The organism is Bacillus cabrialesii (genome assembly GCF_004124315.2).
Classification (GTDB): Bacteria; Bacillota; Bacilli; order Bacillales; family Bacillaceae; genus Bacillus; species Bacillus cabrialesii.
In genome coordinates, this window is the sequence record NZ_CP096889.1 from 3,625,385 (window position 1) to 3,642,420 (window position 17,036).

The window sequence follows — 17,036 nt, forward strand, 5'->3', positions numbered from 1 at the left end:
CACCTTATCTCTTTTTTTGAAAAATGAAAGGAATGCGCTTTCATTTTTCTCCTGATATCCTTATGGACGTATAGTCACACCCAGCTGTTTGCGTTTAATATGTATTTTAAATCAATCTTTTTTTCAGCGTGTGGTATCAAGCTTTCCCTGCTATCATGCGTGTTTTCCGGTTCTTATGAACACAAAATGGTTATTCTATTTCTTAAGGATAAGGTCATAATGTCATCCTTTCTGCATGGAAAACCCAATATTAGACCCATTCCAAAATGACTAAGGGGACCCGTCTTGAAAACGCTGAACATACGGGTCTGAATTCTCTAACATTATTAAACATTTTCTGGGCGGATAGTCTATTCTCTTTCTCCTCATTTACAGGTCTAAACGCATGACTTTGAAACAATTTTAATAAAACTTAATATTTGTTCAAGAAAACTTCATCCAGATTTGTGAAGACTTTGTCAAAAAAAGAGTGAAAACCTTAAATTTCACAATTATATATACAATTTACAATAGATTTCTTTTGATGTTTTTATTGCCAACTTCAGACCGCTCATGATAATCTATCTATGTAAACGGTTACATAAACGAGGAGGAGCTGTTTTGGCTACAATTAAAGATGTCGCCGGAGCGGCGGGCGTTTCAGTTGCGACGGTTTCCCGCGTGCTGAATGACAACGGCTATGTACATGAAGAAACGCGTACGCGTGTCATAGCGGCGATGGAGAAGCTGAACTATTACCCGAATGAAGTCGCCAGATCTCTTTATAAAAGAGAATCCCGGCTGATCGGGCTTTTGCTCCCGGATATCACAAACCCTTTCTTCCCCCAGCTTGCCCGCGGCGCGGAGGATGAATTGAACCGGGAAGGCTATCGCCTTATTTTCGGAAACAGTGACGAGGAATTGACAAAAGAACGTGAATACCTTCAAACCTTTAAGCAAAATCATGTCGCAGGCATTATTGCCGCCACGAATTACCCGGACCTTGAGGAATACAGCGGCATAAATCACCCAGTCGTTTTTCTGGACAGAACACATGAAGGAGCCCCTTCTGTATCCAGTGACGGCTATACAGGAGGAAAATTAGCCGCCGAAGCCATTATTCACGGAAAAAGCCGGCGCATTACGCTCTTGAGAGGACCCGTTCACCTGCCGACCGCTCAAGACCGCTTTAATGGCGCTTTGGAGGTCTTAAAGCAGGCTGAAGTTGAATTTCAGGTCATCGAGACGGCTTCATTTTCTTTCAAGGATGCGCAATCGATGGCGAAGGAGCTGTTCGCCACATATCCTGAGACAGACGGTGTGATAGCGAGTAATGATATTCAAGCCGCAGCAGTTTTACATGAAGCATTACGGCGCGGAAAAAACGTGCCGGAGGATATTCAAATGATCGGCTATGACGACATTCCGCAAAGCGAGCTGCTGTTTCCTCCCCTGTCTACAATTAAACAGCCCGCATATGATATGGGCAAAGAAGCGGCCAAACTGCTTTTGCGTATTATCAAAAAACAGCCGCTCACAGAAACCGCGATTCAAATGCCCGTCACCTATATAAGAAGAAAGACGACAAGAAAGGAAGATCATGATGCGTAATATTTGTGTGATTGGAAGCTGTTCAATGGATTTAGTGGTCACCTCGGACAAACGCCCAAAAGCCGGGGAAACGGTACTTGGCACGTCATTTCAGACTGTGCCGGGTGGTAAAGGAGCAAATCAGGCCGTTGCTGCTGCGAGACTTGGCGCCCGCGTGTTTATGGTCGGCAAGGTCGGTGATGATCATTATGGAACAGCTATTTTGAATAATTTAAAAGCAAACGGTGTTCGCACCGACTATATGGAACCGGTTACACATAAAGAAAGCGGTACCGCCCACATTGTGCTTGCTGAAGGTGATAACAGCATTGTCGTCGTCAAAGGTGCGAACGATGAGATCATTCCATCGTATGCGATAGACGCGCTTGAACAGATTGAAAAGGTTGATATGGTCCTGATTCAGCAGGAAATCCCGGAGGAAACGGTTGATGAGGTATGCAGATACTGCCATTCTCACGATATCCCGGTCATGCTCAACCCGGCACCTGCCCGCCCGCTAAAACAGGAAACAATAGATCACGCCACCTATCTCACTCCGAATGAACACGAGGCGTCGATTTTATTCCCCGGACTTACCGTTTCAGAAGCGTTGGCGCTTTATCCGGCGAAGCTCTTTATTACGGAAGGAAAACAAGGCGTCCGCTATTCAGCCGGAAGCAAAGAACGGCTCATCCCGTCCTTCCCTGTTGAACCTGTTGATACAACCGGAGCGGGAGATACATTTAACGCAGCATTCGCCGTTGCTCTTGCTGAGGGAATAGACATTGAAGCCGCATTACGGTTTGCCAACCGGGCCGCTTCCCTTTCTGTCTGTTCCTTCGGCGCCCAGGGCGGAATGCCGACAAGAAAAGAAGTGGAGGAGCTGCTGTCATGAAAAAACACGGTATACTGAACAGCCATCTTGCCAAGCTGTTAGCCGACCTTGGCCACACGGATAAAATTGTCATCGCGGATGCGGGGCTGCCTATTCCTTACGGCGTTTTAAAAATTGATCTTTCATTGAAGCCGGGTCTCCCGGCTTTCCAGGATACAGCCGCAGTGCTCGCTGACGAGATGGTCGTCGAAAAAGTCATTGCTGCAACTGAAATAAAAACCTCAAATCAGGAGAATGCCAGATTTCTAGAGAAGCTTTTTTCTGAACAAGAGATTGAATACCTTTCCCACGCAGAATTTAAGCAACTGACAAAAGAAGCAAAGGCCATCATTAGAACAGGTGAATTCACACCATATGCCAACTGCATCCTGCAGGCGGGTGTGCTTTTCTAGAAAGGAGGATGGAACATGCAGATTGAAATGAAAGACATTCACAAAGCATTCGGAAAAAACCAAGTGCTGTCAGGCGTTTCCTTTCAGCTCGTGCCTGGCGAGGTTCACGCATTAATGGGAGAAAACGGCGCCGGCAAGTCCACGCTTATGAACATTCTGACAGGCCTGCATAAATCGGATAAAGGGCAAATCATCATAAACGGAACCGAAACGTATTTTTCCAATCCGAAAGAAGCGGAACAGCATGGCATCGCTTTTATCCATCAGGAATTGAATATCTGGCCGGAAATGACCGTTCTTGAGAATCTATTTATCGGAAAAGAGATATCATCCAAGCTGGGCGTTTTACAAACGAGAAAAATGAAAGCGCTAGCAAAAGAGCAATTTGATAAACTGTCTGTCTCTCTTTCTCTTGATCAAGAAGCTGGCGAGTGTTCCGTCGGACAGCAGCAAATGATCGAAATCGCAAAAGCGCTCATGACAAATGCCGAGGTAATCATTATGGATGAGCCGACAGCTGCGTTGACAGAACGGGAAATCAGCAAGCTCTTTGAGGTCATTACAGCGTTAAAAAAGAACGGTGTGTCCATTGTATACATTTCACATCGCATGGAAGAAATTTTTGCGATTTGCGACAGAATCACCATCATGCGTGACGGAAAAACCGTAGACACAACAAACATTCCAGACACCGGTTTTGATGAAGTCGTCAAAAAAATGGTCGGACGCGAGCTGACTGAACGATATCCGAAGCGCGCTCCTTCTTTCGGTGAAAAAATGTTCGAGGTGAAAAACGCCTCCGTCAAAGGACGTTTTGAAGATGTCAGCTTTTATGTTCGTTCCGGTGAAATCGTCGGTGTTTCCGGCTTGATGGGAGCCGGCCGGACAGAAATCATGAGAGCGCTGTTCGGTGTTGACAGGCTGGACTCGGGTGAGATATGGATCGCGGGAAAAAAGACAGTCATTAAGAACCCGCAGGATGCGGTAAAAAAAGGGCTCGGCTTTATCACAGAGAATCGCAAGGATGAAGGGCTGCTGCTCGACACCTCGATTCGCGAGAATATTGCGCTGCCCAACCTGTCCAGTTTTTCTCCAAAGGGTCTCATTGACCACAAGCGGGAAGCTGAATTTGTTGACCTTTTAATCAAACGCCTGACCATCAAAACAGCCTCATCGGAAACGCACGCACGCCATTTATCAGGAGGAAACCAGCAAAAAGTGGTGATTGCCAAGTGGATCGGCATCGGACCGAAAGTGCTTATCTTGGATGAGCCGACCAGAGGCGTGGATGTAGGCGCGAAACGGGAGATTTATTCGCTGATGAATGAGCTGACTGAGCGAGGCGTCGCCATCATTATGGTGTCATCAGAGCTGCCGGAAATTCTCGGAATGAGCGATCGCGTTATCGTCGTCCATGAAGGCAGAATCAGCGGAGAAATTCAAGCTCAGAAAGCAACACAAGAACGAATTATGACACTTGCCACGGGAGGGCGGTAATATGAAAACCGAACATCAACCAGAACAAAAACGAATTCACTTCGACGGAGTCATGCAAAAACTCGGCCCGTTTCTCGGTTTATTTATTCTCGTTATCATTGTATCTATTTTAAATCCAAGCTTTCTTGAACCGCTGAATATTTTAAACCTGCTTCGCCAGGTCGCCATTAACGGATTAATCGCGTTCGGCATGACCTTTGTGATTTTAACAGGCGGCATTGATCTTTCCGTCGGCGCTATTCTTGCCCTGTCCAGCGCTTTAGTCGCGGGGATGATTGTATCCGGTGTCGATCCGGTTCTCGCAATCATCCTCGGCTGTATCATTGGTGCCGTCCTCGGCATGATCAACGGACTATTAATCACAAAAGGAAAAATGGCGCCCTTTATCGCCACGCTTGCAACCATGACTGTGTTTCGCGGACTGACGCTTGTGTATACAGACGGAAATCCGATTACCGGACTTGGCACAAACTACGCTTTTCAACTGTTCGGCCGAGGCTATTTCTTGGGCATTCCTGTACCGGCGATTACGATGGTTCTTGCCTTTGCCGTCCTTTGGGTGCTTCTTCATAAAACACCATTCGGACGCCGAACGTACGCAATCGGAGGCAATGAAAAAGCCGCGCTCATTTCAGGCATTAAAGTGACGCGCGTGAAAGTGATGATCTATTCTTTAGCCGGACTTTTATCCGCCCTTGCCGGCGCCATATTGACTTCACGTCTGCATTCAGCCCAGCCGACTGCCGGAGAATCGTACGAACTGGATGCGATCGCGGCGGTTGTCTTAGGGGGAACAAGTCTTTCCGGCGGCCGCGGACGCATTATCGGCACGTTAATCGGGGTGCTGATCATCGGCACACTTAACAACGGGCTCAACCTGCTTGGCGTCTCATCGTTTTATCAGCTGGTAGTCAAAGGGATTGTCATCTTAATCGCGGTATTGTTAGACCGCAAGAAGTCAGCATAGGAGGTTTTTCATATGAAAAAGGCGATATCCGTCATTTTAACGTTATCATTGTTTTTATTAACTGCCTGTTCGCTCGAGCCTCCCCAATGGGCAAAGCCGTCAAACTCGGGGAACAAAAAGGAATTCACCATCGGCTTGTCCGTCTCAACGCTTAACAACCCCTTTTTTGTCTCATTAAAAAAGGGCATCGAAAAAGAAGCTGAAAAACGGGGAATGAAAGTTATCATTGTCGATGCACAAAATGATTCATCGAAACAGACGAGTGATGTAGAAGACTTAATTCAGCAAGGTGTCGATGCATTGTTAATTAACCCGACTGATTCATCGGCGATCTCAACGGCAGTAGAATCTGCAAACGCAGTCGGTGTGCCCGTCGTAACTATCGACCGTTCCGCCGAACAAGGAAAAGTCGAAACCCTCGTTGCTTCCGATAACGTGAAAGGCGGTGAAATGGCCGCGGCATTTATCGCTGATAAACTTGGAAAAGGAGCGAAAGTGGCAGAGCTTGAAGGCGTGCCAGGCGCATCTGCCACACGGGAACGCGGCTCAGGATTTCATAACATCGCAGATCAAAAGCTCGACGTTGTCACAAAACAATCAGCTGACTTTGACCGCACCAAAGGCCTGACTGTCATGGAAAACTTGCTGCAGGGACATCCGGATATCCAAGCCGTTTTTGCTCACAATGACGAAATGGCGCTCGGTGCTCTCGAGGCAATTAACAGCTCAGGAAAAGATATTTTAGTAATCGGCTTTGACGGCAATAAAGATGCGCTCGCTTCCATTAAAGACGGAAAGCTCTCAGCCACCGTTGCTCAGCAGCCTGAATTAATCGGTAAACTGGCAACAGAAGCAGCCGATAATATTTTGCACGGAAAAAAAGTGAAAAAATCAATTTCCGCGCCTCTCAAATTAGAAACACAAAAATAATTGCCATGGATCAGATTTTTATCTGATCCTTTTTGATGTTTAGGAATCTGTGAAAACGTGAATAGGGATATAGAGTGAATTATTTCTCTTACGTGAGGAGAGGAACGAAATGAACAAAACAACAAAGGTATTATCAACACTAGCCCTTGCGGCCGGAATTACGGCGGCTTCTGCAGGCGGCGCAAGCACAATCCATGCACAGCAGCCAGAAACAACTGTAAGCATTGATGATTTATACAGCTACCCGATTGATTCTTATTTGGTGTCAGCAGAGGCGCTAAATGTCAGAACGAAGGCTTCTGCAGCAAGCCAAAAAGCCGATACGCTGCACTTGGGCGACAGCTTAAAACTGATTTCCTTCGCAAACGCCGACTGGGCAAAGGTTCATTATAAAAACGGAAAAACAGGCTTTGTCTCCACTCATTACATTGTAAAAGCAGCTACAACCGTAAAAACCAAAACAAAAACGAAAGTGTATACATCCGCCGATGGAAAAAGCATCAAGACTCTTCCAGCTGACACAAGCGTGTCTTTTTTAGGCTGGAGCAAGACGAAAAAAGGCGGTTTTGATTTTGACTGGGTATTCGTTGATTACGGCGGTGCGACAGGCTATCTGAAAACAAAGGATTTACACATGACAAAATAACCGAAAGGGATTCCGTGTTTATGCGGAATCCCTTTTATTATGGATTGATTTGTCACATTCCCAAGATATTTCTCAGGAAATATTGTCGTATGCCGTGTCGAAACCATACATGATCATCGCCATTTTTGTTCACGTTAAAAAATGGAGGTGTAAATATGGATCAATTTGAAGCAGCTTATGAATCGTATAAAGCCAGGCAAACAACTGACGATCAACAAACTGTTCCAGCTGGAAAAGAAGAAATTATTGCGGTCAGAAGAAATGAGGACGACAATATCATTGCAGTGAAAACGAGCACGGGAAGAGAACTCGACTACCCCACTGCGCTGTCAGAAGCAAAAGCGGGAAAACTCGCTCATGTGGATGTCTTCCATAAATACGGACGTGATATTCTGCGAAGTGAACCGGACGGCATAAAGGAAAACAACCTGTCCGAGCTGCCGGATTTTTGATCATAAAGAAGCCCTGCCGCTTGCCGGACAGGGCTTTCTTTTAAGCGAAAGGCTTCTGGATATATTCAGCTAACCGTTTTGCGCTGAGGGAAATATCCTCTTCAGTTGCACCATTCACGCCATAGAATACGTATGGGGATAGGTATTTCATGCCGATCAGATTGCTCGTGGCCTGAAATGGTTTTAGAAGCTCACTGATCGAGTAATGATTGCCTCCGCCAGCCTGATATTTTTCTGCTTCGCTCCCTGTTGAAACAGCCAGCAACAGCTCCTTGCCATGCAAGGCGTTTCCTTTCGAACCAAAGGCCCAGCCGTAAGCCAGCACAAGATCCTGCCATTTTTTCAAAAGCGGCGGAGAGCTGTACCAATAAAGCGGAAATTGGAAGACAATCCGATCGTATTGCTCGCACAGCTGCTGCTCCTTCGCAACATCTATCGCTTCATCCGGGTATTCCTTATAAAGCTCCCGTACTGTGATATTGTCATGTGTACTCAATTCCTCTGCCCACGCCTTATTAACAACAGAGGTTTCCATATGAGGATGAACTGCCAAAACCAATATTTTCATCAGACCACACCTTTACCCTTTTGACGTTATTTTATCTAAAATCAGGAAAAGAGCCAAATAAAAAGAAAGCCCTGTAGACAGGAGCTTTCTTTTTTCTTTATTCAGGGCTTCCTTCAGTTGTTTCAATATCCTTGGCAAAATCAGGGTTATCAAGATTTGCCTTAAAGAAATCCGCTGTATTTGGAAGTCTGAGGTTCATGTTCATTTTTTGAGAAATCGTAACCGTGCAATCCTCAAGCACATAGTCAAAAACGTGTCCGCCTGAATTCCGTCCTTCGTCAATGAAGTGCAGGTGATACCCAGAAACAGCGATTCCGTTTGCATAAGCCGGTGTCAGGAAACCTACGATCGTTCCTCTCACGTTGTCGAAGTTGAAAATCGGCTGCGTTTTGACCGCTTCAACCATCGGCACGTAAGGTTTTTCTTGCAGTTCTACCGTTCTTGTCTGCACTTTTTTAAACAATCCGTCAATGCGGATCGCGTAAAATAAGTTTTTGCTTGGCAGAATGCTGTTGATCTCATTTTCAAACTCTTCACGTGTCGTTTTCGCGTCAATTTTATGTGTCATGTCCGGTGTAAAGAACGTAAATGAGCAGAACGGAGAACGGTCCCCATTTTGCACAGGAGTCGCAGTTCCGTCTGAACGGAGACGGTAAAATTCGCCGTCGAACCCTATCAGCTCTCCGTCAAGCTTGTTAAAGGTTCCGATACCGAAGTCTCCGTATTTTGGAATCTCTGACAGTTCAAAATCACCGTCATATACTCCGTCTAATAGAGAAGTCATTGTTGATACTTGATAAATCTGGCTCACTGGCTGATCTTTTTGGCCGCGGCTGAGCACTTGCATGTTGCTTTCGCGTTTCATAATTCCCTTCACTCCTTTTGTTTAGTGCTGTTCATAGAAAACAGTGTCTTGATGCGCAGAGTGCTAGAGAGCTTTCGTTTTCATGAGTTCTCCGAATTCTTTCGGAAGCTTGTCACTCGCTAAATTCATGTTATCACTGTAGTCAACCGGGACATCAATGATGACAGGACCTTCAGCGTTCATACCTTGACGCAGAACATCTGCCAGCTGGTCTGGTGATTCAACGCGCAAGCCGGTTGCTCCGAAGCTTTCCGCATATTTCACGATATCGATATTTCCGAAATCGACCGCAGACGTACGATTATATTTTTTCAATTGCTGGAATGCAACCATGTCATATGTGCTGTCGTTCCATACAATGTGTACAATTGGTGCTTTTAGACGAACTGCCGTCTCTAATTCCATTGCTGAGAATAAGAAACCGCCGTCACCAGAGACGGATACCACTTTTTCTCCCGGTTTCACCAATGAAGCACCGATTGCCCAAGGAAGCGCAACGCCGAGTGTTTGCATACCGTTACTGATCATTAATGTTAACGGCTCATAACTGCGGAAATAACGTGACATCCAAATCGCGTGTGAACCGATATCGCAAGTCACTGTAACATGATCATCGACTGCGTTTCGCAATTCTTTTACGATTTCAAGAGGATGCACTCTGTCTGATTTCCAATCAGCAGGCACCTGCTCACCCTCGTGCATATATTGTTTTAAATTAGAAAGAATTTTCTGCTCACGTTCAGCAAATTCCACTTGCACGGCATCGTGTTCAATATGATTGATCGTAGATGGAATATCACCGATCAATTCAAGCTCCGGCTGGTAAGCATGGTCAATGTCAGCCAGAATTTCATCTAAATGGATGATCGTCCGGTCTCCATTGACATTCCAGAATTTCGGATCGTATTCAATTGGATCATAGCCGATTGTCAGAACAACATCAGCCTGCTCAAGCAGAAGGTCGCCTGGCTGGTTGCGGAACAATCCGATACGGCCGAAGTACTGATCCTCTAAATCTCTCGTAAGAGTACCGGCAGCTTGATAGGTTTCAACGAATGGAAGCTGAACCTTTTTCAATAGCTTGCGAACCGCTTTAATCGCGTCCGGTCTTCCGCCCTTCATGCCGACTAACACGACAGGAAGTTTTGCTGTTTGGATTTTTGCAATGGCCGCACTGATTGCATCATCCGCTGCAGGGCCAAGTTTTGGCGCTGCGACAGCACGCACGTTTTTTGTATTTGTGACTTCATTCACAACATCCTGCGGAAAGCTCACAAAAGCGGCCCCAGCCTGACCTGCTGACGCTATCCTAAATGCATTTGTAACAGCTTCCGGTATATTTTTTACATCTTGAACTTCTACACTGTATTTTGTAATCGGCTGAAATAACGCCGCATTATCCAAAGATTGATGTGTCCGTTTTAAACGATCTGCACGGATCACGTTCCCAGCAAGCGCAACGACAGGGTCACCTTCAGTATTTGCTGTCAGCAGTCCTGTTGCCAAGTTAGAAGCACCTGGTCCTGATGTGACTAACACGACTCCGGGTTTTCCAGTTAAACGGCCGACTGCCTGCGCCATAAATGCTGCATTTTGTTCATGCCGGGCAACGATAATTTCTGGCCCTTTATCTTGTAAAGCGTCAAATACCGCATCAATTTTTGCACCTGGAATGCCAAATACATGTGTGACACCTTGCTCCACTAAGCAATCAACAACAAGCTCCGCCCCTCTGCTCTTTACAAGGGATTTTTGTTCTTTTGTTGCTTTTGTCAACACCCTCACTCCTTATTATGCATTTTAAACATAAAATTTAAATGTTTCTTGTGATATGTTTCACTATACACTCTTTGGAAATTGACCTCCAATATCGATTCGCCTTATGATTAATATGTAATACGAATTATTAACCTAAGGAAAGGAATGCATATTGCATGGAGCTTCGCCATCTTCAATACTTTATCGCAGTAGCCGAAGAGCTTCATTTCGGAAAAGCTGCGCGGCGGCTGAATATGACACAGCCTCCTCTCAGCCAGCAGATCAAACAGCTGGAAGAAGAAGTCGGGGTGACGCTTCTCAAGAGGACAAAACGACTTGTCGAGCTTACGGCGGCCGGAGAAATCTTTTTAAATCACTGCCGGTCAGCTTTAATGCAAATTGGCCAAGGAATTGAACTTGCCCAGCGGACAGCTCGCGGCGAGCACGGCCATCTCGTTATTGGTTTTGTCGGATCGGCTACATATGAATTTCTGCCGCCGATCATCCGGGAATACCGTAAAAAATTCCCCTCTGTGAAAATTGAATTAAAAGAAATCGCTTCTTATCGCCAGCAAGAGGAATTGCTCAAGGGAAATATCGATATCGGCATTCTCCATCCGCCGTTAGAGCACCCGGAGCTGCAAATTGACACAACCCAGAGCAGTCCATGCATCCTTGCATTGCCAAAGCAGCATCCGCTTGCATTGAAAGAATCAATCGACATTACAGATTTGGAAAACGAACCGATCATCACCCTTTCCAAAGAAGCATGGCCTACGCTATATACCGACTTTATTCAGCTCTGTGAAAACGCAGGTTTTGTGCCGAATATCGTTCAAGAAGCGACAGAGTATCAAATGGTAATCGGACTGGTGACAGCGGGCATCGGCATTACCATTGTCCCATCCTCGGCCAGACGGCTGTTTAACCTTGACGTCACGTATCGCAGCGTTGATCATTTTCAGCTCAAGGCAGAATGGATCATCGCATATCGAAAAGACAGCCAAAACCCGGTACTGAGACAATTTGTGGATATATGCAAGTCGTTAAATGAACGGAAATAAAAAAGGCGTTCCGTTCTCCGGAATCCGCCCGTTTATCGTCAGGATAAAAGATCAAGCTCACTTTTGAGGTAATCAGCTCTTTTTATAATATACTCGCAAATCACATCCGGCTCACGGTCAAAACGCTCAATATCATTCTTTTTATATGGGTCCATCAGGACAAACGGCCTAATCCGTTCATACATCGCCATTATTTTCGGTTTCATATATTCTATTGTAAAAAGAGATTGGAGCGTTTTTTCTAGCAGACGTTTGTAGGACTTGCGAAAATCGGGTTCATCCAATATTCGGGCGGTTAGTGTATTAAATCCTTGAATTCTTACATAATCGGCAGCCATCCGCTCTCCATGGATATCCCTGCCCCAGGTCGCATCATAATCCCAAGGAATCACCTCAAATAACCCTGTTTCACTGCTTCTGTACAGCGCGTAGTTGTGGACAAACCCGTCATAGTTTGAGGTGAATACAATGCCGGCTAACCAGCGCAAATACTTATCGACATCCACATGCTTTGTCACTTCTGATTTAAACTGGGCTTTAGGGACAGTATTAATTTTAAATATCATATCCTGTAAATAAAAATCATCTTCCTCAGTCCCTGTCTTCTTTTCATATCCAAGCTCAAGCGACGTCTTCGTTTCCCTTTCCAAATCGCTCATCAGTGAGAAATTAGCATCATCATCAACTGCGTAAAAAACCGCCCCGTCCGCCAGCTTCCTTTTCGCTAAATAAAATTCATCGACGGATTCAAGTTCTAGATAAACCCCTTCATTCTTCCCATTCACCTTTAAAAAAACGAACTCTGCCTTTGGAGACAGTGTCCCAAGCTCTGAGAAAAAATCCAGGGACAATTTATTTCTCATCATGGAAGGATCTTTATACTCCGCATTTAAGTGAATCTCTCGTGCGCCGCGAAATGTTTTCGGCTGATAAAAAGAAAGATGGTATGACTTCTTTTTGAAGTCTCTGATATGTGATCCCCGGTAAGCGATATCAATATCCAGCCTTTTTTGATTTACCTTCATCACAGCCGGTACCGGATCATCGTCCCATATATCCTTTTTTAATTCACGCAAATCTTTTGGATGAACAAACAGCTGATAAAGCGGCAAATTGGATTGATTCTTCATCCATAATCCCCCTTACAAATTTTAGGCTTTTATTTTCGTGAGATATCAGCGGAACACTTATACACTTTTTAAAACCGCGCGTACTATGAGGGTAGTAAGGATCTTCATCCTTAACATCATTTTTAAAAAGGAGGATTTCGAATTGGGCCACTATTCCCATTCTGACATCAAAGAAGCGGTGAAATCCGCGAAAAATGAAGGTTTAAAAGATTATTTGTACCAAGAGCCTCATGGAAAAAAACGCAGCCATAAAAAATCGCACCAATCTCACAAAAAATCTCGCAGCCACAAGAAATCATACTGCTCTCACAAGAAATCTCGCAGCCACAAAAAATCTTACTGTTCTCACAAGAAATCTCGCAGCCACAAAAAATCGTACTGTTCTCACAAGAAATCTCGCAGCTACAAAAAATCATACTGCTCTCACAAGAAATCTCGCAGCCACAAAAAATCATACTGCTCTCACAAGAAATCTCGCAGCCACAAAAAATCGTACCGCTCTTACAAAAAATCTCGCAGCTACAAAAAATCGTACCGTTCTTACAAAAAATCTCGCAGCTATAAGAAGTCATATCGCACACAGAAAAAATCGTATTGTTCCCATAAGAAAAAATCTCATAAGAAACACTACAAAAAACCACATCACCACTACGACGACCACAAAAAACACGATGATTATCACAGCAAAAAAGAATTCTGGAAAGACGGCAATTGCTGGGTAGTCAAAAAGAAATACAAATAATCTAAGTTTTCATTTTTTCAATAGGCTGCCGGCAGACGTACGGAAGCCTATTTTTCAATTTCCCCTGGATTAGATATATGTCATGACATAACATATGCAACACGCATCATTTGGTTTCCTTGAAACCAGTTCGTTATAATTAAGCTATCCTAACGATAAAGGCGGTTGTTGCTATGTACATATTTCAAGCTGATCAGCTTAGTGCCAAAGACACATACAAGCTATTGTCGGGTGCTGTCATCCCCCGTCCCATTGCATTTGTAACAACACTTTCTTCAAACGGAGCGGTAAATGCCGCGCCTTTCAGTTTTTATAACGTTGTCAGTTCAGATCCTCCGCTTCTCAGTGTTTCTGTTAACAGGGCCGAAGGACGACAAAAAGATACTGCTCGAAACGCAGTGGAAAACGGAGAATTTGTCGTTCATGTCAGTGATGAAGCCATCATTGAAGACATCAATGAAACGGCGGCGAGCTTAGGGCCGGGCGAAAGCGAGCTCACACACACCTCGCTTCATCCCGTTGAAAGCAAGTCTGTTTCAGTTCCCGGCATTAAGGAAGCCCGCATTCGGTTTGAATGCACACTAGAGCGGCATATAACGTTCGACAATGACCAAGGCGTGACCACAGCAGATCTGCTCATCGGCAGAGTCGTCTGCTTCCACATCGATGAAAAGGTGTATGATGCAGAAAAAGGATATGTGTTGACAGATGAATTAAAGCCTGTATCAAGATTGGCAGGAAATCACTATGCAAAGCTCGGCGAAGAGTTCACGCTGATTCGTCCCAGCTGAACAGAAGGACTATTTAAATAGAAGAAACTAGTCAAAAAGACCTTATGATTACAAATCGTTGCCTATAAAAAATCCCCCCCGGAGAAAGCTTCGGGGGGGATTTTATGAAACATTTTTCCTTTTTCTTCGTATAAAAGGTTGATTAGAAGGGATTGGAATGACAAGCTTTGGGATTTTAATGCTGATTGCTATTACCATCAGCACTGCCGCTCAATTTTTTATAAAGAAAAAATTCGGTATTAATAATTCCGGCTGGCGATATAAGCATGTCAGCAATACACACAAATGGATCGAAATCATTTCACTTATTTTATTTGTGTTTTCACTCTCCTTTTTTCCGGTTGAATATTTGCTTCCTTTATTTTTTATTGTGATTGACTCACTGCGTATTTTTATGGAATGGAATTTTAGGCCTGAAGACAAGCAGTATATGTATCACATCATAGAGGTCTCCCTCATGTTTGCGCTTTTGATTTATATTTGTATCCTATAGTTATTTAAACCCCCACAGCCGCTCCATCTCCCCGCGGGTCGGCTCCGCCTTGGAGGAAGCCTTCCTCATCCACTTTGATTGCGGCCGCATGCCCCATCAGCGGATCATAGTCACCGACAACCTCCACGAGATGCCCGCTGTCTTTCAGCTTTTCAATGGTTTCCTCTGAGAATCTGCCCTCGACTCTGAGACCTTCATAATCCTCTCCCCACGTTCTGCCCCATACCCAGCGCGGTTCGCTGATTGCTTGCTGTGGATGCATTCCATAGTCCAGCATACGGGTAATAATGGCCGTCTGGGTCTGCGGCTGGCCCTCGCCGCCTTGTGTGCCGTACAGAATTTTCGGTTTTCCGTCTTTGCAGGCCATAGCCGGCATCAGCGTATGGAAGCTGCGCTTTTTCGGTTCAAGCGTATTGACATGATCTTGGTTCAATGAGAAAAATGACCCTCGGTTTTGCAGTAATATGCCTGTATCACCAGCAGTGACTGCCGAGCCAAATTCAAAGTACAGGCTTTGAATGAATGACACTGCGTTGCCATCCGCATCGATAACGGCCGCATATGCCGTGTCACTTCCCACTGGCCTGCTTTCTGCCGGTTCTGCCAGATAGCCGATTTCTTCCGCCAATTGTTTCGCGTATTTTTTGTCCAAAAGCCTTTCAAGCGGAATGTCCGCAAACGCCGGATCAGTCAAGACGGCATTCCGATCTAGGAAACTCTTTTTCAACGCCTCCACAAGCACATGATAATACTCAAATGAACCGTGTTCGATTTGGGTGAAATCATAGTTTTCCAGAATGTTCAATGTTAATAAACCGGTAAAACCCTGAGAATTCGGCGGCGCCTGGTACACACTGTATCCTCGGTAATCACTTGATACAGGCTCCGCCCACTCACCCCGGTGCGCTTTAAAATCATCAAGTGTCATACAGCTGCCGTTATGCTGTAAAAACGAGACAATCCGCTGCGCAATATCTCCTTCATAGAAGGTGCTTCTTCCTTTTTCAGCAATCATGTTCAAGCTCTCTGCAAGCTCTTTTTGCACAAACCGCTCTCCCGGGACAGGCGCTTGGCCGCTTCTCGTGAAAATGTCGGCCGTGTAAGGCGTGGAGGCCAGCAGTTCAAGATTCTTTTCTGTGTGGCGGCACTGATCAGATGATACTGGAAAACCGTTTTGGGCATAGTCGCGTGCAGGCTCCAACACGTCTTTAAGAGACATACACCCATACTCCTTCAGTACCGCATCCCAGCTATCAACCATCCCGGGCACGGTAATGGCACTGTCGATTCCCCGCAGCGGAATCGCGCTTTTTCCCTTATATACATCTCTCGTTATATGTTTTCCTGAACGGCCGCTGCCATTGTAGACTCTTACCGCATTTGATTCCTGATGAAAGGTCAGCCAAAAGGAATCCCCGCCAAGCCCCGTCATATGCGGATACACAACTGCCAGACAAGCACTCACAGCAACGGCGGCGTCAAACGCGTTGCCTCCCTTGTCCAGTATGCGGTTTCCAGCTTGAGAAGCAAGATAATGCGGACTGACGACCATTTGCTTTGTACCGATGACAGATTTGTTCATCACAAGTCCCCTTTTTTAAGAGATTTTCTTCAGTATAGGGAGCCTGATTTTCTACATCTACTGATGCGGCAGAAAAACTGACGAACTTTATCCCTTTCGAAAACAGAAAAACAATATTTCTTTCATGTTGAAAACAAATATAAAAATTATCTTTCGAAACGTAATTTTTATGATAAAATAATCTCTAAAAGGCTACGAAAGCAGGTGAAGCAATTGAGTCATGAATATCAAATCCCCAACCTTGTTCTAGATGAGATCGACAAACAAATTCTCACCATTTTGCACGAGGAAGGCAGGATATCTTATACGGATCTTGGCAAAAGAGTCGATTTGTCACGGGTTGCTGTCCAGGCTCGAATTAATCAATTAATCGAAGCTGGGGTTATCGAAAAATTCACTGCGGTCATCAATCCCGCTAAAATCGGCATCCACGTGTCCGTGTTTTTCAATGTCGAGGTCGAACCGCAGTTTTTAGAAGAGGTCGCTCTTAAGCTTGAGGAAGAACCCGCGGTCACCAGCCTCTATCACATGACGGGTCCGAGCAAGCTGCATATGCATGGGATCTTTGCCAATGATCAAGAAATGGAAGAGTTTTTAACAAAACGACTGTATCCGCTGCGAGGCGTCGTCAGTGTTGATTGCCAGATGCTGATCAAACGATACAAAAGCCGTATGGGAATGAAGCTGTAAAGGAG

At 45.1% G+C, this 17,036-nt stretch carries 18 protein-coding genes; 13 read left to right on the plus strand and 5 right to left on the minus strand.

Annotated elements, in window-relative coordinates:
- Positions 1–600: 600 nt before the first annotated feature.
- The 8 genes from EFK13_RS18480 to EFK13_RS18515 all read left to right on the plus strand — a co-directional run bounded on the left by EFK13_RS18480 (position 601) and on the right by EFK13_RS18515 (position 7,348).
- Positions 601–1,590, plus strand: a complete 990-nt coding sequence (locus tag EFK13_RS18480) for a LacI family DNA-binding transcriptional regulator (RefSeq protein WP_129507397.1) — start codon at positions 601–603, stop codon at positions 1,588–1,590.
- Positions 1,583–2,464, plus strand: a complete 882-nt coding sequence (gene rbsK / locus EFK13_RS18485; RefSeq protein ID WP_129507415.1) for a ribokinase — start codon at positions 1,583–1,585, stop codon at positions 2,462–2,464. The genes EFK13_RS18480 and rbsK overlap by 8 nt, the downstream gene beginning before the upstream one ends.
- A complete protein-coding gene (rbsD, locus tag EFK13_RS18490) occupies positions 2,461–2,856 on the plus strand; it encodes a D-ribose pyranase (protein ID WP_129507396.1) in 396 nt (131 codons plus the stop codon). Before rbsK ends, rbsD begins: the two co-directional genes overlap by 4 nt.
- Before the next feature lie 15 nt (positions 2,857–2,871).
- A complete protein-coding gene (gene rbsA, locus EFK13_RS18495) occupies positions 2,872–4,353 on the plus strand; it encodes a ribose ABC transporter ATP-binding protein RbsA (protein WP_129507395.1) in 1,482 nt (493 codons plus the stop codon).
- Position 4,354: 1 nt separating this feature from the next.
- Positions 4,355–5,320 (plus strand): ribose ABC transporter permease RbsC, encoded by a 966-nt coding sequence (gene rbsC / locus EFK13_RS18500; protein WP_129507394.1) that lies wholly within the window; start codon positions 4,355–4,357, stop codon positions 5,318–5,320.
- Between the two features lie 12 nt (positions 5,321–5,332).
- Positions 5,333–6,250 carry a ribose ABC transporter substrate-binding protein RbsB gene (gene rbsB, locus EFK13_RS18505; protein WP_129507393.1) on the plus strand — a complete coding sequence of 306 codons (918 nt, stop codon included), beginning with the start codon at positions 5,333–5,335 and terminating at the stop codon, positions 6,248–6,250.
- A 109-nt stretch (positions 6,251–6,359) separates the two neighbouring features.
- Positions 6,360–6,896: an SH3 domain-containing protein gene (locus tag EFK13_RS18510; RefSeq protein WP_129507392.1), complete on the plus strand. Its 537-nt coding sequence runs from the start codon at positions 6,360–6,362 to the stop codon at positions 6,894–6,896.
- Between the two features lie 155 nt (positions 6,897–7,051).
- A complete protein-coding gene (locus EFK13_RS18515) occupies positions 7,052–7,348 on the plus strand; it encodes a DUF3892 domain-containing protein (protein WP_129507391.1) in 297 nt (98 codons plus the stop codon).
- Between the two features lie 40 nt (positions 7,349–7,388).
- On the opposite strand, the gene EFK13_RS18520 is transcribed toward EFK13_RS18515, so the two are convergent.
- From EFK13_RS18520 to alsS, 3 genes are all read right to left on the minus strand, one after another.
- A complete protein-coding gene (locus EFK13_RS18520; RefSeq protein WP_129507390.1) occupies positions 7,389–7,916 on the minus strand; it encodes an NAD(P)H-dependent oxidoreductase in 528 nt (175 codons plus the stop codon).
- A gap of 97 nt (positions 7,917–8,013) precedes the next feature.
- Entirely contained in the window at positions 8,014–8,781 is a 768-nt protein-coding gene (gene budA, locus EFK13_RS18525) for an acetolactate decarboxylase (RefSeq protein WP_129507389.1), read from the minus strand.
- A gap of 63 nt (positions 8,782–8,844) precedes the next feature.
- Positions 8,845–10,557, minus strand: a complete 1,713-nt coding sequence (alsS, locus tag EFK13_RS18530; protein WP_129507388.1) for an acetolactate synthase AlsS — start codon at positions 10,555–10,557, stop codon at positions 8,845–8,847.
- Positions 10,558–10,715: 158 nt separating this feature from the next.
- Between alsS and alsR the strand changes: the two genes are divergently transcribed.
- Positions 10,716–11,603 carry an acetoin biosynthesis transcriptional regulator AlsR gene (gene alsR / locus EFK13_RS18535; RefSeq protein WP_129507387.1) on the plus strand — a complete coding sequence of 296 codons (888 nt, stop codon included), beginning with the start codon at positions 10,716–10,718 and terminating at the stop codon, positions 11,601–11,603.
- A gap of 38 nt (positions 11,604–11,641) precedes the next feature.
- Here the strand turns inward: alsR and cotH are convergent, their stop codons facing one another.
- Positions 11,642–12,733, minus strand: coding sequence for a spore coat protein CotH (cotH, locus tag EFK13_RS18540; protein ID WP_129507386.1), 1,092 nt, complete (start codon positions 12,731–12,733; stop codon positions 11,642–11,644).
- A 142-nt stretch (positions 12,734–12,875) separates the two neighbouring features.
- On the opposite strand from cotH, the gene EFK13_RS18545 reads away from it, so the two are divergent.
- From EFK13_RS18545 to EFK13_RS18555, 3 genes are all read left to right on the plus strand, one after another.
- A complete protein-coding gene (locus EFK13_RS18545) occupies positions 12,876–13,475 on the plus strand; it encodes a CotG/ExsB N-terminal domain-containing protein (protein WP_129507385.1) in 600 nt (199 codons plus the stop codon).
- Between the two features lie 173 nt (positions 13,476–13,648).
- On the plus strand, positions 13,649–14,266 hold the full coding sequence (locus EFK13_RS18550) for a flavin reductase family protein (protein WP_129507384.1): 618 nt from the start codon (positions 13,649–13,651) through the stop codon (positions 14,264–14,266).
- Positions 14,267–14,423: 157 nt separating this feature from the next.
- Entirely contained in the window at positions 14,424–14,759 is a 336-nt protein-coding gene (locus EFK13_RS18555) for a DUF4181 domain-containing protein (RefSeq protein ID WP_129507383.1), read from the plus strand.
- Positions 14,760–14,763: 4 nt separating this feature from the next.
- On the opposite strand, the gene ggt is transcribed toward EFK13_RS18555, so the two are convergent.
- A complete protein-coding gene (ggt, locus tag EFK13_RS18560; protein WP_129507382.1) occupies positions 14,764–16,341 on the minus strand; it encodes a gamma-glutamyltransferase in 1,578 nt (525 codons plus the stop codon).
- Between the two features lie 213 nt (positions 16,342–16,554).
- On the opposite strand from ggt, the gene chrS reads away from it, so the two are divergent.
- Positions 16,555–17,031, plus strand: a complete 477-nt coding sequence (gene chrS / locus EFK13_RS18565; protein ID WP_003235604.1) for a chromate efflux transcriptional regulator ChrS — start codon at positions 16,555–16,557, stop codon at positions 17,029–17,031.
- Positions 17,032–17,036: the final 5 nt, after the last annotated feature.

Coding starts and splice junctions, on each gene's coding strand:
- rbsC (WP_129507394.1), top strand. CDS start 4,355: ATGAAAACCGAACATCAACCAGAACAAAAACGAATTCACTTCGACGGA.
- EFK13_RS18510 (WP_129507392.1), top strand. CDS start 6,360: ATGAACAAAACAACAAAGGTATTATCAACACTAGCCCTTGCGGCCGGA.
- budA (WP_129507389.1), bottom strand. CDS start 8,781: ATGAAACGCGAAAGCAACATGCAAGTGCTCAGCCGCGGCCAAAAAGAT.
- EFK13_RS18555 (WP_129507383.1), top strand. CDS start 14,424: ATGACAAGCTTTGGGATTTTAATGCTGATTGCTATTACCATCAGCACT.
- cotH (WP_129507386.1), bottom strand. CDS start 12,733: ATGAAGAATCAATCCAATTTGCCGCTTTATCAGCTGTTTGTTCATCCA.
- rbsK (WP_129507415.1), top strand. CDS start 1,583: ATGCGTAATATTTGTGTGATTGGAAGCTGTTCAATGGATTTAGTGGTC.
- rbsA (WP_129507395.1), top strand. CDS start 2,872: ATGCAGATTGAAATGAAAGACATTCACAAAGCATTCGGAAAAAACCAA.
- rbsB (WP_129507393.1), top strand. CDS start 5,333: ATGAAAAAGGCGATATCCGTCATTTTAACGTTATCATTGTTTTTATTA.
- EFK13_RS18515 (WP_129507391.1), top strand. CDS start 7,052: ATGGATCAATTTGAAGCAGCTTATGAATCGTATAAAGCCAGGCAAACA.
- rbsD (WP_129507396.1), top strand. CDS start 2,461: ATGAAAAAACACGGTATACTGAACAGCCATCTTGCCAAGCTGTTAGCC.
- EFK13_RS18550 (WP_129507384.1), top strand. CDS start 13,649: ATGTACATATTTCAAGCTGATCAGCTTAGTGCCAAAGACACATACAAG.
- EFK13_RS18520 (WP_129507390.1), bottom strand. CDS start 7,916: ATGAAAATATTGGTTTTGGCAGTTCATCCTCATATGGAAACCTCTGTT.
- ggt (WP_129507382.1), bottom strand. CDS start 16,341: ATGAACAAATCTGTCATCGGTACAAAGCAAATGGTCGTCAGTCCGCAT.
- alsR (WP_129507387.1), top strand. CDS start 10,716: ATGGAGCTTCGCCATCTTCAATACTTTATCGCAGTAGCCGAAGAGCTT.